A 14784-nucleotide genomic window follows, 5' to 3' on the forward strand; every position below is an offset into this window, starting at 1 on the left:
TTTGAGGATTCAGACCGCGGCCACGGCGGGCTGCACGATCACATGGATCACAGGGATGGTCGGGTTGGCCTCCCGGGCACGGTCGACCACGTCATAGCGCAGCCAGACCGACTGATCCTCGGGGAGGGTACAGATCACCAGTCGATCGGGTTTGAAGCTCGCGACCGCCTCCGCCAGCGCACGCAGTGGACGGTAGTCGCCGACCTCGCCAGCGGCCGCGAGACCGTTCTCGTTGAGCAGTGCCAACGTCCGGTCGAGGCGTTCCTTGGCTGCCGCCGCGGTCGCGTCCCACAGGTACACCGCCCCCTGGTGCATCGCCTGCCCGGTGTCGATCGGATTGGCCGGCACGCAGACGAAGTATTCCGCCTTGCCGGCGGCGTCGATGCCCTTGAGCTCGGCGAGCAGCTCCGGGCCCTCGACGGTCTCATTGGCAAGCACCAGCACCCGCTGGGCCGCCTCGGTCGGGACCGGTGCCGTCGGCTCCACCGTGGCGCGTTCGCGAAGCCGCTTGGTCGCGAAGAACAGCACGATCACCACGGCCCAGCTGGCGAGGCTCAGGATGAGCTGGATCCGGGTGTCCTCGGCCACCCCCATCTGCACCAGCACCGCCAGGATCCCGATCACCACGACCGCGGAGAGGCCCGGGAACAGCCACATCTTGACCACCAGCTTGTCGGCGCTGGTCCGACGACGCAGGACGATCTGTGAAATGGCGATCAGCAGGTAGACGAACAGGATGACCGCGCCGGAGGAGTTCAGCAGGAAAAGGAAGACCGTGTGCTCGGAGACGGCGGCGGCGATCACGCACAGGAAGCCGATCACCGACGAGGTGAGGATCGCCGCGCGGGGCACCCCGCCCTTGCTGACGGTCATCAGCTTGAGCGGAGCCTCGCGGCGGGCGGCGAGCACGAACAGCATCCGGGATGCCGTGTAAAGCCCAGAGTTCAGGCAGGACAGAACCGCGGTGAGGACGACCAGGTTCATGATGTGGTCGGCGTACGGAATACCCATCAGTTTGAAGGCCGCGACGTAGGGGGACGCGGCCAGATCGGCGGAGTTCCAGGGCATCATCACGGCCAGCAGGAAGATCGAGAAGACGAAGAAGACCGCGATCCGCATGATGATCGAGTTGGTGGCCCTGGCGATTGCCTTTCCGGGATCCGGGGATTCCGCCGCCGCGATGGTGGCGATCTCGGCACCGACCATGGAGAAGATCACCACGACGATCGCCCCGAAGATCGCCGCGGGACCGTGCGGGAAGAAGCCGCCGTGCGCCGTCAGATTGCTGAAGTCCATCGTCCGGCCGGGCCACATGCCGAGCACGAAGAACGTGCCCAGGGCGAGGAAGATCACGATCGCGGCGACCTTGATCCCGGCGAACCAGAACTCGAACTCGCCGAACGAGGAGACCGAGAAGAGGTTGGTCAGGGTCATCAGGCTCATCAACACCAGCGAGAGCAGCCACAGCGGCACATCAGGCAGCCAGTACTGCATCACCTTGGCCCCCGCGACGGCCTCGAAGCCGACCACGATGACCCAGAAGTACCAGTAGAGCCAGGCGACGGAGAAACCCGCCCAGCCACCGAGCGCGTTGCGGGCGTAGTCCGCGAAGGATCCGGTGGACGGATTGGCCGTGGCCATCTCGCCCAGCATTCGCATCACCATGATGATCAGCACGCCGGACAGCGCGTAGGCCAGGAACGCCCCGGGCCCCGCCTCACTGATCACGACTCCCGAGCCGACGAACAAACCGGCTCCGATCACCCCTCCCATCGCGATCATGGTGAGGTGCCGCTGCTTCAGGCCCTTCTTCAGTTCGGTCGGCGGTGCGCCCATGGTCTCCCCCTGCATACTCGAATTCGGGCAATCGCCCGGCGATGGGTGGGTCGGTGGCCGCTCGCCAACTGGTGGCGGGTGGTCGGCTGCTGACATTCTTGCGCCTACCGACGCATCTGGTCGAGCCGCATTCGTCACAGCAATGCCCGCGGCTTATCGACGATTGCACAAGCCCCGACGGACCCCGGGAGGACATGAAGTGAGGCCGGAACTGCAGGAAATCGTCGATGAATCCGCACGCTTGCTGCAGTCCGCAACCGTGTTGGAGGATCGCAACTTCAATCTGCTGGCGTACGCAGCCCAGCCCGCCGAGGTCGATGCGGTGCGCCGCGACTCCATTCTGCAACGCCGCTCCGCCCCGGCCGTCCGGGCCCGCTTCGAGAGCTTCGGCATCGCCGCCAGCCCGGAACCACTACGCATCCCGGCCGATCCGCAGGCCGGCCTGCAGGGCCGCATCTGTTTTCCGGCGCGCTGGCGTGGCACCACCTACGGCTACCTGTGGGCACTCGACGAGGAGACCGCACTCGACGACCCGGCGGTGGCCGGCGTGGCCCGGCTGGCCGCCGAGGCGGCGGTCTATCTCGCCCAGATCGGCCGGCAGCGTGCCGAGGTCGCCCTCGCGGTCGCCGATCTGGTCGGAGCGGACGCGGACAAGGCCGGGGCCGCGGCCGAGCGGCTGATCGGACGCGGCCTGCTCGACCGGCACGCCCCGCTGACCGTGATGGTGATCACCGAGTCGGAGGGCTCACTGCCCCGGGTCGCGCCCGGCCTGTGGGGCAGCCCTCGGCGACTGCTGGTCGACGTCGGTCCCGGCGGGGCGGTCGCGGTGGTCCCCCTACGCTCGCTGGAGCACGGGGACCAGGCGCGGGACGCCGCCGCGGCCGTCCTCGACCTCTATGCCAAGGAGCTCCCCGAGGGCTGGGACGGCCGGCTGGCCGCCGGCGTCGGACGGCCGCGGGGCTCCGTCACCGAGCTGCACCGATGCTGGCTCGAAGCCAGAACCGCGGCGCGGATCGCCGGGGCCAAACAGCGCGGCCCGGTCGCCATGTGGGACGAGCTGGGCCCGTACCGGCTGCTCGAAGCGGTCCCGGCGGCCCAGCTCTCGGCGATCGTCCTGGACGAGCCGCTGCAGCGACTGCTGGCCACCGGCGACGCCGACCTGATCCGTACCGTCGAGGTCTTCCTCGATCGGGCCGGCAACGTCGCCGAGGCCGCGGCGGCCCTGCACGTGCACCGGCAGACGCTCTACTACCGGCTGGGCAAGGTGGAGGCGGTCACCGGCCTGCGGTTCAGCAACGGCGCCGACCGGCTGCGGCTGCAACTCGGCCTGATGCTGGCGCCGTTCCTGAACGACTGACTCATCGCTTCCCGAACAGCGAACGCAGGAAGAAGACGAGATTCGCCGGTCGCTCGGCGAGCCGTCGCATGAAGTAGCCGAACCAGTCGTCGCCGAACGGCACATAGGTGCGCAGCCGGAAGCCGGCCTCGACCAGCCGGCTCTGTTCGGCGTCCCGGATCCCGTAGAGCATCTGGATCTCGAACCGGTCCAGGCTGCGTCCGGTCTCGGCGGCGATGCGTTGCGCGCCCTCGACCATCGCTGGGTCATGGGTGGCCGCCATCGGGTAGCCCTCCCCCCGCATCAGGATCTCCAGGCAGCGCAGGTAGGACGCGTTCACCTCCGCCGGCGACTGGAAGGCGACATCCGCCGGCTCCGCGTAGGCGCCTTTGCACAGCCGGATCCGGGAACGCGGGCCGGACAGGTCTCGGCAGTCCTGCTCGGTGCGGTGCAGGTATGCCTGCAGCACGGTGGCGACGTCGGGGAACTCCTCGCGCAACTGTCCGACGATCCGCAGCGTGGAGTCGGTGGTGGTGTGGTCCTCGGCGTCGACGTTCACCCAGCAGCCGACCGCGTCCGCCGCGCGACAGATCGCCAGCGCATGCTCCAGGGCCAACGCCTCGCCGTCACCGGGCAGCGACTGGCCAAGCGCGGACAGCTTGATCGACACCTCCAGCCGGCGGCAGCCGCCCAGCGGCTCGACCGGCAGGCCGGCGAAGTCGTCCAGCAGCGCGAGGTAGGCGTCGGCCGTCGCCTGCGCCTGTTCCCGGGTGGTGATGTCCTCGCCGAGATGATCGACCGAGATCATCCGGCCGGACGCGAGCAACCGGCGGACGGTGGCCACCACCGAGGCCCGATCGGCGCCCGGGACGAAGCGGGTGACCACCGACCGGGTCAGCGGCAGCCGGGTGACCAGCCGTTCGACCCAGGCCGAACGGCCGGCCGCGAGCAGGATCGGGCGCAACGGGTTGCCCAGGGTGAACCTGGCCATCACTGTGCCTCAGGAAGCTGGTGCGGGTAGCCGTGGTGCCGCGGCGGGACGAAGGTCTCCTTCACCGTCCGGGCCGAGACCCAGCGCAGCAGGTTCAGCCCGGAACCCGCCTTGTCGTTGGTGCCGGACGCCCGGCCGCCGCCGAACGGCTGCTGACCGACGACGGCGCCGGTGGATTTGTCGTTGATGTAGAAGTTGCCGGCGGCGAAGCGCAGTTCCTCGTCCGCCTCGCTGATCGCCTGCCGGTCGGTGGCGATGATCGAGCCGGTGAGCGCGTAGTCGGAGCCGGCATCGACCAGCCGCAGGACGTCGGTGTACGCACCCGCGGTGCTGTCGTCGTAGACGTGGACGGACAGGATCGGGCCGAAGTATTCGGTCCGGAACGCGTCATCGGCCGGGTCGGTGCCGAGCAGCACCGTCGGCTCGATGAAGAAGCCGTCGCTGTCGTCGCAGCCGCCACCGGCGGCGACGGTCAGCGAGCCGACGCCGCGAGCCCGCTCGATCGCGGCCCGGTTCCGGTCGAAGGCCTTCTGGTCGATGACGGCACCACCGAAGTTGGTGAAGTCGGTGATGTCGCCGTAGCGCAACTGGCTCACCTCGTGCAGGAAAGCCTCGCCCATCGTCGACCAGACCGAGCGCGGAATGAACGCCCGCGAGGTCGCGGAGCACTTCTGCCCCTGATAGTCGAAGGCGCCACGGATCAACGCCGTGGTCAGCACCTCGGGATCGGCGGAGGCATGGGCGACGACGAAGTCCTTGCCACCGGTCTCGCCGACCAGCCGCGGATAACTGCGGTAACGGGGAAGGTTCTCGGCGACCTGCCGCCACAGCGTCTGGAACAGCGCGGTGGAGCCGGTGAAGTGGATGCCGGCCAGATCGGGCGCCGGCAGCGCGACGCCGGAGACCGTGGGGCCGTCGCCGAAGACCAGGTTGATCACGCCGTCGGGCAGGCCGGCCTCCTGCAGCAGCTGCATGGTCAGGTAGGCGGCACACGCCTGGGTCGCGGCCGGCTTCCACAGCACGGTGTTGCCCATCAGGGCGGGCGCCGCAGGCAGGTTGCCGGCGATCGCGGAGAAGTTGAACGGGGTGATCGCGTAGACGAATCCCTCGAGCGGACGGTAGTCGGTCCGGTTCCAGACGCCGCTGCCGGAGATCGGCTGCTCGGTCAGCAGCTGTCGGGCGAAGCCGACGTTGAACCGCCAGAAGTCGACCAGCTCGCAGGGCGTGTCGATCTCGGCCTGGTAGGCGGTCTTGGACTGGCCGAGCATCGTGGCTGCGGCCAGCCGCTCGCGCCACGGCCCGGCGAGCAGGTCGGCGGCCCGCAGGAACACCGCGGCCCGGTCGTCGAAGGACATCGCCCGCCAGCCCGGCGCCGCCGCACGGCAGGCGGCGATCGCGTCCGTCACATCGGCAGGCTGCGCCTCGCGGTAGCTGCCGATCACCGAGGAATGCCGGTGCGGCTGGACGACGTCGTAGCGCGACCCGGCCGCGTTGCGGTGTTCGCCGCCGATCACCTGGCGGATCTCGAGGGGGTTCGCGGCAAGACGATCGAGTTCGGCGCGTAGCCGGGCACGCTCGGCGGAACCGGGCGGGTATTCGTGCACGGGTTCGTTGATCGGGCTCGGGACGACGGTGATCGCATCCACGGCTGGGCCTCCGGGAAGTGAGTGGCGAGTGGGTCGATTCAGTCAATCGGACCACTGGTCACGCGGCCTATAGGCGATTGGCGGAACCCCCGTCGGCGGCGTTGTGCGATCGCCCAAATCGGGTCGCGGCCACCGGCTGGCCGGTGCATCCCGGGCTGGTTACGCGGGCGTAAGGTTCTCCGCATGCCTGCTCTGCGATCTCGTACGACGACCCATGGCCGCAACATGGCCGGCGCCCGCGCCCTGTGGCGCGCCACCGGCATGGGAGAGTCCGATTTCGGCAAGCCGATCGTCGCGATCGCGAACAGCTTCACCCAGTTCGTGCCGGGCCACGTGCACCTGCGCGATATGGGCAAACTCGTCGCCGGCGCGGTCGCCGAGGCCGGCGGAGTGGGCCGCGAGTTCAACACCATCGCCGTCGACGACGGCATCGCGATGGGCCACCACGGCATGCTCTACTCGCTGCCCAGCCGCGAGATCATCGCCGACTCGGTGGAGTACATGGTCAACGCGCACTGCGCCGACGCCCTGGTCTGCATCTCGAACTGCGACAAGATCACCCCCGGCATGCTGCTGGCCGCGCTGCGGCTGAACATTCCCACTGTGTTCGTCTCCGGTGGCGCGATGGAGGCCGGCAAGGCGCTGATCAACGGCGGTACCGTGCAGACCCGGCTCGACCTGGTCGACGCCATGGTCAAGGCCGTCGACCCGAACGTCGCCGACGACGACCTGACCGCCATCGAGCAGAACGCCTGCCCCACCTGCGGCTCGTGTTCGGGCATGTTCACCGCCAACTCGATGAACTGCCTGACCGAGGTGCTCGGGCTGTCACTGCCGGGCAACGGCTCGACGCTGGCCACCGCGTCCGCCCGCCGTGATCTCTTCCTCAACGCCGGCAAGCTGGCCGTCGAGTTGGCCACGCGCTGGTACGACGACGAGGACGCCTCGGTGCTGCCGCTGTCGATCGCCACCAAGGAGGCGTTCAACAACGCCATGCGGGTCGACATCGCGATGGGCGGCTCGACCAACACCGTGCTGCACCTGCTGGCTGCCGCCCACGAGGCCGGCGTCGACTTCGACCAGCACGACATCGACGCGCTCTCCCGGGTCACCCCGTGCATCTGCAAGGTGGCCCCGAACTCCGCCAACTACTACATGGAGGACGTGCACCGGGCCGGCGGCATCGTCGCCATCATGGGCGAACTCGACCGCGGCGGGCTGCTCGACCGCAACGTGCACGCCGTCCACGCCCCTGATCTGGACAGCTGGCTGGACGACTGGGACATCCGTGGCGGACGGGTCAAGCCCGAGAACGCCGACCTTTTCTACGCCGCTCCCGGCGGGGTGCGGACCACCGAGGCGTTCTCGTCCAGCAACCGCTGGGAGAGCCTCGACACCGACCCGAGCAACGGCTGCATCAGGGCTGTGGCTACGCCCTACACCACCGACGGCGGCCTGGCGGTGCTCTACGGCAACCTCGCCGAGGACGGCTGCATCGTCAAGACCGCCGGCGTCCCGGCCGAGCAGTGGGAGTTCAGCGGCCCGGCCAAGGTCGCCGAATCCCAGGATGAGGCGGTGGAGAAGATCCTCGGCGGCCAGATCCAGGCCGGCGATGTGGTGGTGGTCCGCTACGAGGGCCCCAAGGGCGGCCCGGGCATGCAGGAGATGCTGTACCCAACGTCCTACCTGAAGGGGGTCGGGCTCGGCCCGAAGTGCGCGCTGATCACCGACGGACGGTTCTCCGGCGGCTCGTCCGGACTGTCGATCGGGCACGTGTCGCCCGAGGCGGCGTCCGGCGGCACCATCGGCCTGGTCGAGGACGGCGACATCATCACCTTCTCGATCCCGAACCGCACGGTCACCCTCGAGGTGGACGACGCCACCCTGGCGGCCCGGCGCGCCGAGGCCGAGGCCCGGGGCTGGAAGCCACGCAACCGGCAGCGCACGGTGTCGCCCGCGCTGAAGATCTTCGCGATGCTGGCCCAGTCCGCCGACAAGGGCGCCGCCCGGCGCGATCCCGACGAACTCTGAGGTTCGCCTTCCGTAGACATACCTAGATATTTCGCTGGTAGCGCGGACTCATGAAGTCCATCACCGTCGGCGAGTTGCGGCAGAATCCGACCGCGATGCTCGCCGATGTCGAAGCCGGCGAGGTGTACGAGCTGACCAAGCACCAGCGCCGCGTCGGGTTCATCGTGCCCGCGACTTCATCGGCCACAATCACCCCACGGCGCACGGACAGCCCCGCCCACACCAGCGGGTTGCCGAAGCAACGTCTGCGCTCCGCAACATCGGTCGACGAACTCCTTGCCGACGAGCGCGAAGACCGGTGACGTCCGATCCGGGAGTAGGCCGACGGTAGGATCTGCCTCACCTATTGCCTGACGTGGAGCGAGGACGTGGAGTCGGTCGTCACCTCGGAGGAGCACCCAGGAACCACCGCCTCCGCCGACGATGCGGTCAGCCGGTTCAGCGTGGCACTGATCGATGACCACCCGGTGTTCACCGGCGCACTGGCAACCGTGCTCACCGCCCAGCCCGACGTCACCGCGGTATGGACGGCGGACGGCCTCGACGAGGGACGCCGGCTGCTGGCCGAAAGCCGTCCCGACCTGGCGGTGATCGACGTCCGGCTCGACCGCGACGACGGGCTGTCGCTGCTGACCGAGCTGGCCGAACTCTCACCGGAGACTCGGGCAGTCGTGCTGACCGCGCACCCGCAGACCGCCATCGCCAAACGCGCCCGCGGCATGGGGGCGAGCGCCGTCCTGGCCAAGGGCATGGGCCTGCCCGAACTGATGACCGCGCTCCGGCAGGCGGTCACCGGCGAGGCGGTGCAGGTCGCCGCGAAGCGGGCCGACGACATCCCGGCCCTGACCGGACGCGAGACCGAGGTGCTGCAACTGCTCGCCAACGGCAGCGATCCCCACCAGGTGGCCCGCCGGCTCGGCCTCAGCAGCCACACCGTCCGCGATCACATTCGCAGCCTGCGCGAGAAGCTCGGGGTGCAGACCATGCTGGGTGCGGTGCTCGAAGGCGCCCGCCACGGCCTGATCGACGTGCATGCCGGCTGAGCGACGGACTGACCGGACGCCGCGGCTCGGCAACGCCGCCGTCCGCCGGCACGCGGCTGGCGTCCTGATCGCGATGCTGCTGGTCGCTCTCGCGGTCACCTGGCAGGGCCATCGTCGGGCCACCGAGTTGGCTGAGGTGGCGGCGGTCGAGAACGTCCGGGCGGCCGCACTCGGGCTCGCACTGCCGCTGACCGCCGAGAACCTCGCCGGGAGCGACTCCTGGCAACATCACCTGCTCACCTCGGCGGAGCCACTGATCTCTTCAGGCGAGGTGCTGGTGGTGCACATCTGGCGACGCATCGATGCCGGGACCGGCGAGATCCTATGGTCGACCGATCCGGGACGCCGGGGTGCGGTCGTCCCGCTCGGCGGCGCTGCCACCGCGCTCGACAGCTGGACGCCGGCAATCGACAAGCTCGACGACGGAACCCAGTCCGAGGGCCCGCCGCTACCGAATCTGTACGAGATCTACCTGCCCTTCCGAGACAGCGCCGGCACGCCGTACGTGCTCGAGGTCTACAAACCCGTCCGCGAATTCGATGCCATCTATCGCGGCCTGCTGACGGATTGGCTGCCCATTCCGATCGCCGGAATCCTGTTGCTGAGCCTGGTCACTTTCCCGCTCAGCCTGCGGCTGGCGCGGACGGCGGCCGGCGCCGAGCGGGATCGCGCCCTGTTCGCCAATCGCGCGCTGCAAGCCCGCGCCGAGGAGCACCGCCGGATCTCTGAAGTGCTGCACGAACGCACTGTGCAGGACCTGTCCGCGGCCCGGCTGATCCTCGACAGCGCCCGGCAGTCCGGCGACCCGGCGGTGGTCGGCGCCGCGCTCGACCAGGCGTCCGATCTGCTGGCCGCCGATGTCGCCGAGCTGCGCGGCCTGCTCAGCAGCGGCGAGGCATCGGAGTGGCAGGCCGACGACCTCCGCGACGCGCTAGCCGCCTGGATCGCCACCCTGCCCGAGCGGCAACGCCTTGCCGTGACCCTTCCCGAGCACCCGTTACCCCTTGCCAGAACCGAAACAGCGGTGGCCTTCCGGGTGATCAAAGAAGGCCTTCGCAACGCCGTCAAGCATGCCGGCGATGCGCCGATCGAGCTCCGGGTGGAGCTGGTCGGCGACGAGTTGCAGATCGAGGTCGCCGACGGCGGCATCGGGTTCGCCGAGCCTGCCGAGCCCGGTCTGGGGCTGCGGATCATCCGCTACGCCGCCGCTTCGGTAGGCGGCCGGGTGAGCCTGGACAGCCGGCCCGGGGTCGGCACGATGCTCCGGGTGCAGCTGCCCTACCCGGCATCTCCGGCGTCCTGACGGGTCCGGTCAACCCCCCAGTTTTGGGGAGCCCAAACCGCCGATTCAAACATCAGCGGATGGTTAGGTATTCCTAACCTAATCTCGACGGCCCGATCGAAGGACCGTGAATTCGCCAGCCAGGGCGGGACATTCCCAGCCGTGGCGGCGCCTCTCAAGGAGCATCAATGCAACAGCACAATCGACGACCGCTGACGCGCGCCGTCGGCGTCCTGGCCGGCCTCGGCCTCCTCGCGCCGGCCGCGATCGCGGGCGCCCCCGCAGCGTTCGGCGCCCCGGGTGACCCGGTGGTCCACAACCACGGCGCGGCCGATGTCGCCGACGCCTACAACGGTGTGATCGCGGCCCCCGACGGGGGCACCTACAACGTCGGCTACCAGGTGGTCGAGGGCACGAACCGGGCCGTCCTGATCACCAAGAGCAATGCCGACGGCTCACTCGACACCAGCTTCGGCACCGGCGGACGGGCCGTGATCGACCTGGTCAGCTCGTTCCACGCCGCGGTCGTCACCAACCCCGGCGCGCGGGAGACCGCGAAGGGCGTCGCGGTCGATCGGCTCGGCCGGCTGCTGGTCGTCGGCGAGGTCGAGGGCGACCAGTCCGCGGCCGGCACGGCGGTCGACACCGACATCTTCGTCGCCCGCGTCCACCCCAACGGCGCCCTCGACCGCAGCTACGGGACCAACGGCGGCTGGACCCGGGTCTCGCTCAGCGACGGGGTCAACCCGGCCGGCGGCGCAGCGGTGCCCGACGCCGCGGGCTGGGACATCTTCGTCCGGCCCAACCAGAAGGCGATCATCTCGGCGGCCATCGGCACCGATTCGGCCAGCACCCGCACCGGCCGGGACGCGGCAGCCGTCCAGCTGACCTCGAGCGGACGGCTGGACAGCTCGTTCGGCACCGGCGGCGTGGCCAGCATCGAGACTCCGTTCAGCGACAACCTGCGCCGCGGCCTGCTCGATTCCGACGGCTCGTACTTCACCACCGCCTACGCCAACGTCGGCTCGAACAACCAGCCGTTCATCGCCAAGTACACCCCGGCCGGCAAGCCGGACGAGTCCTGGGGCGACGACGGCCTGGCAACCGCCTACCCCGGTGGCACCGGCGGCTTCGCCGAGGCCTACGGCATCCGGAAGGACGCCGACGGCAACTACGTGGTCAGCGCCTACGGCTACCGGGGCGGACGGACCGGTGCCGCGGCCGCCAACAGCGTGGACGCGCTGCTGTTCAGCCTGAAGCCGAACGGCGCGCTGAACCGCAGCTGGGCCGATCGCGGCCTGGTGGCGTACCACGTCGGCGAGGACGGCAACAACAGCGGCGACCGGCACCGCGACCACCTGATCCTGCCCGACGGCCGGATCGTCGGCATCGGTGGCACCAGCGGTACCAGCGACGCCCTGATCACCATCACCGCGCCGGACGGCACCCCCGTGGGCACCAAGGTGCTGGACTTCGGCGGCACCGACGACTACCTGTGGGGCATCACCACGACCGGCGACGGCTACCAGGTGGTGGCCGCCGGCTACGGCGGCGGCGACGCGAAACTGGTCACCCTCGACCTGTCCCCGCTGGCATCCGAGACCGAGCTGACCCTGACCCGGACCAGCACCACCTTCGGCGCTGCCAACACCGCCTCGGTGCGGGTGCGGGTCGGTGGCGAACCGGCCTCCGGCAAGGCGACCATCGCCATCGACGGCAAGGACCTGCAGACCGTTCAGGTCGGATCCTCGGGCATCGCCACGGTCAGCCTGCCGCGCACGCTGTCCGCCGGCACGCACACGATCAAGGCCACCCTGGCGCCCGCCCCCGGCGTCAAGGGGTCCACCGCGACTGCCACGGTGAACGTCGCCAAGGCGTCCTCGACGACCTCGCTGAGCCTGCCGAAGAGCGTGAAGAAGTCCAAGCAGGCCACGGCGACCATCACCATCGGCGGCAGCGACCTGCCCGCGGACTACGCCCCGACCGGCAAGGTGACCGTCTACGACGGCTCCAAGAAGCTGAAGACCCTCACCCTGACGGCTTCGTCGAAGGGCAGGGTCACGGTGAAGCTGCCCAAGCTGAGCGTCAAGACCCACACCATCAAGGTCAGCTACGCCGGTGACGCGAACCTGAAGGCGTCGACGGCGTCCAAGAAGCTCAAGGTGACCCGCTGATGCGCGGCCCCCGACACCTCATCCGGCGGGTGGTAGCCGTCCTCATCGCCGGGCTGCTGGCGGCGTCCGGCCTGGTGCTCAGCACCCAGCCGGCGCAGGCCGCGGTGACCGTCACCGATCCGGTGTCGGGGGCGAGCATCACCCTGAGCACGAACCGGATCGCGGCCGGCGAGCGGATCGAGATCTCCGGACGCGGGTTCACCCCCGTCCAGGGCAGCACCGGTGAACCACTGGTCGCGGTCCGGCCCTACGACTTCGACGCCGGCCCGGCCTGGACCGTCGGCGGACGCGACGCCTACCGTCCGCCGAACCCGAGCCAGCCCCCCGGCAGCGAGGCGGCCTACTGGTTCGTCACCCACCACGCCGACGGCGGCTCGTTCGAGGGCTGGCTGCAGGCGCCGGCCGGGCTCACCCCGTCCGGTCCGCTCGGCAACGGCCAGCACTGGCTGCGGATCCTGTCCGGTGCCTTCTTCACCACCACCGGCGACCGGGTCACCGACCCGATCACCTTCCAGGTGCCGTTCACCGTCGCCAGCAACTCGGCGGCGGCGAGCACCGGGCTGACCAGCCCGACCGGGGTCTTCCAGGCCGGGACGACCTTCCGGCCCGGCGCCTCGGTCACCGTCCGCGGCGACGGGTTCACCCCCGGCGAGAACGTCACCGCCACCCTCGACGGCCACCCCGCTGCCCGCCGGCATCGCCGCCGGAACCGACGGCGCCCTGCCGCCGACGGCCCGGCTCACGCTGCCGTCCGATGTCGCGCTCGGCTCCCGCGTGCTGCGGCTGTCGACCGGTTCGGTGAGCGCCGAGGTGACGCTGCGGATCACCGCGCAGCCGAACGCCACGCTGCGCACCGAGCGGGTCCGGCCCGGTGGCACGTTCGGTTTCGACCTGGTCGGCTACATCGGGGTCGGCGGCGCGCCGCAGAAGGTGGCGGTGGTGGTCAACGAGCAGGTGCTGGCCTGCGTGCAGACCGGTAGCACGGGGGCAGCCACCGGCACCGCGACGCTGCCGGCCGAGCTGACCGGCACGGTCGTGGTCGGGTTCAACGTGGGGTTGTCCTGCGTGCTGCCGCCGGCCGGGGTGATCAACGATCAGCCGATCTCCCGGATCACCCGCTCGCTCACCGTGGACGCCGACACCCCCGCCCCGCGCACCTCCGCGCTCACCCTCACCGCACCGAAGTCGCCGCGCTACGGCTCGGCCCGCACCGCCACCGTGGCGCTGCGGATCGCCGGCGCCCCGGCCGCCGGTACCGTCGAGGTCTCCCAGGGCAGCTGGACGACCACGGTCACGGTCGGCTCCGCCGGCACCCGGGTCACCCTGCCCGCCGACGCGGCCGTGGGCACGCACACCCTGACCGCCCGGTTCGCCGGGGACGCCGACACGGCCGCGGCCACCGCGTCGGCCCGCTTCACCGTCGCCAAGGCCTCCTCGTCGGCTTCGCTGAAGCTGTCGGCGTCCAAGGTGAAGCGCGGCAAGCGGGTGGACGCCACCGTCAAGGTCTCGATCAGCGGCGCGTCCAAGGTCTACGCCACCGGCACCGTCCGGATCTACGACGGCACAAGGCGGCTCGGCAGTTACGCCCTGAAGAGCAGCCATCGCGGCACCCTGAAGGTGAAGCTGCCGGCGTTCACCAAGCGCGGCACCCACAAGGTCAAGGCGGTGTTCGCCGGCAACTCCAACGTCTCGGGGAAGACCACCAAGACCGTCAGCGTGAGGGTCAGCTGATGCCGGTCTCGAAGGCGGTCGCCCTGGGGCAGTGGCTGCAACGGCAGATCACCAGCGGCGCGTGGCCGGTGAACAGCAGGATCCCCACCGAGAGCGAGATCGCCACGCAACACGGAGTCGGGCGATCCACTGTCCGCGAGGCGACCCATTCGGTGACCATGCTCGGCATGCTCGAGGCGCTGCCCGGTTGCGGCACCTTCGTCCGTTCGGCGAGCCCGGTCAACTCGGTGCTGGCCGGCTACCTGGGACGGCACAGCGCCGAGGGCGTCCGGGCGCTGCGGACGGCGCTGGAGGCCGAGGCGGCCGCGCTGGCGGCGCTTCGCCGCACCGACGCCCAGGCGGCGGCGATCGAGCAGGCCGCGGCGTCCGGACTGGGTGGTTGCCGGCGGCTGTCCGCCTTCCACCGGCTGGTGTTCGAGGCCGCCGGCGAGGCGCTGCTCAGCGACCTCTACGACGGCCTGTTCACGGTGCCCGCCCAGCCGTCCGCGGTGGCCGGGCGCCGTCCGGCCACCGACAGCACCGCCGAACATGAGCTGATCGCCGCGGCGATCAGGGCCGGCGATGCCGACGCGGCGAGGACTGCGGCGGCCCGGCACGCCGGCCACGAGCTGGCACCCGAGAAGCGGGTCGCCGCGACCGGTGGCCGTCCGCTGGGACGGCGGCTGGAGCCGTCCGGCTAGGCCAGTTCGCGGAACGGCGAGGTGAACGAGAATG

General features: G+C 70.3%; 12 protein-coding genes. 9 read left to right on the forward strand and 3 right to left on the reverse strand.

The window, feature by feature from the left end; all coding sequences use genetic code 11:
* Positions 1–9 precede the first annotated feature (9 nt).
* Complete coding sequence (locus QM711_RS08995) at positions 10–1851, reverse strand: amino acid permease (protein ID WP_415098434.1); 1842 nt, start codon at positions 1849–1851, stop codon at positions 10–12.
* Between the two features lie 184 nt (positions 1852–2035).
* On the opposite strand from QM711_RS08995, the gene QM711_RS09000 reads away from it, so the two are divergent.
* Positions 2036–3193 carry a PucR family transcriptional regulator gene (locus tag QM711_RS09000; protein WP_415098436.1) on the forward strand — a complete coding sequence of 386 codons (1158 nt, stop codon included), beginning with the start codon at positions 2036–2038 and terminating at the stop codon, positions 3191–3193.
* 1 nt (position 3194) lies between these two features.
* Here the strand turns inward: QM711_RS09000 and QM711_RS09005 are convergent, their stop codons facing one another.
* Both QM711_RS09005 and pruA read right to left on the reverse strand, forming a co-directional pair.
* Complete coding sequence (locus QM711_RS09005; RefSeq protein ID WP_415098438.1) at positions 3195–4163, reverse strand: proline dehydrogenase family protein; 969 nt, start codon at positions 4161–4163, stop codon at positions 3195–3197.
* The gene (pruA, locus tag QM711_RS09010; protein WP_415098440.1) at positions 4163–5809 is read right to left on the reverse strand and encodes an L-glutamate gamma-semialdehyde dehydrogenase; all 1647 of its coding nucleotides are present in this window, start codon (positions 5807–5809) and stop codon (positions 4163–4165) included. Before pruA ends, QM711_RS09005 begins: the two co-directional genes overlap by 1 nt.
* A 183-nt stretch (positions 5810–5992) precedes the next feature.
* Here pruA and ilvD point away from each other — a divergent pair, with 183 nt between their 5' ends.
* From ilvD to QM711_RS09050, 8 genes are all read left to right on the forward strand, one after another.
* Positions 5993–7840 carry a dihydroxy-acid dehydratase gene (gene ilvD, locus QM711_RS09015; RefSeq protein WP_415098442.1) on the forward strand — a complete coding sequence of 616 codons (1848 nt, stop codon included), beginning with the start codon at positions 5993–5995 and terminating at the stop codon, positions 7838–7840.
* A gap of 50 nt (positions 7841–7890) precedes the next feature.
* Complete coding sequence (locus tag QM711_RS09020; protein WP_415098444.1) at positions 7891–8142, forward strand: type II toxin-antitoxin system Phd/YefM family antitoxin; 252 nt, start codon at positions 7891–7893, stop codon at positions 8140–8142.
* 66 nt (positions 8143–8208) lie between these two features.
* Positions 8209–8883: a response regulator gene (locus QM711_RS09025; protein WP_415098446.1), complete on the forward strand. Its 675-nt coding sequence runs from the start codon at positions 8209–8211 to the stop codon at positions 8881–8883.
* Entirely contained in the window at positions 8873–10186 is a 1314-nt protein-coding gene (locus tag QM711_RS09030) for a sensor histidine kinase (protein ID WP_415098448.1), read from the forward strand. Before QM711_RS09025 ends, QM711_RS09030 begins: the two co-directional genes overlap by 11 nt.
* Before the next feature lie 167 nt (positions 10187–10353).
* Complete coding sequence (locus tag QM711_RS09035) at positions 10354–12339, forward strand: Ig-like domain repeat protein (protein WP_415098450.1); 1986 nt, start codon at positions 10354–10356, stop codon at positions 12337–12339.
* Positions 12339–13319 carry a hypothetical protein gene (locus tag QM711_RS09040; RefSeq protein ID WP_415098452.1) on the forward strand — a complete coding sequence of 327 codons (981 nt, stop codon included), beginning with the start codon at positions 12339–12341 and terminating at the stop codon, positions 13317–13319. The genes QM711_RS09035 and QM711_RS09040 overlap by 1 nt, the downstream gene beginning before the upstream one ends.
* Positions 13279–14070, forward strand: a complete 792-nt coding sequence (locus QM711_RS09045) for an Ig-like domain repeat protein (protein ID WP_415098454.1) — start codon at positions 13279–13281, stop codon at positions 14068–14070. The genes QM711_RS09040 and QM711_RS09045 overlap by 41 nt, the downstream gene beginning before the upstream one ends.
* On the forward strand, positions 14070–14750 hold the full coding sequence (locus QM711_RS09050; RefSeq protein WP_415098456.1) for a FadR/GntR family transcriptional regulator: 681 nt from the start codon (positions 14070–14072) through the stop codon (positions 14748–14750). Before QM711_RS09045 ends, QM711_RS09050 begins: the two co-directional genes overlap by 1 nt.
* Positions 14751–14784: the final 34 nt, after the last annotated feature.

Origin of the sequence: Micropruina sp., from assembly GCF_047602385.1 — a bacterium.
Classification (GTDB): Bacteria; Actinomycetota; Actinomycetes; order Propionibacteriales; family Propionibacteriaceae; genus Micropruina.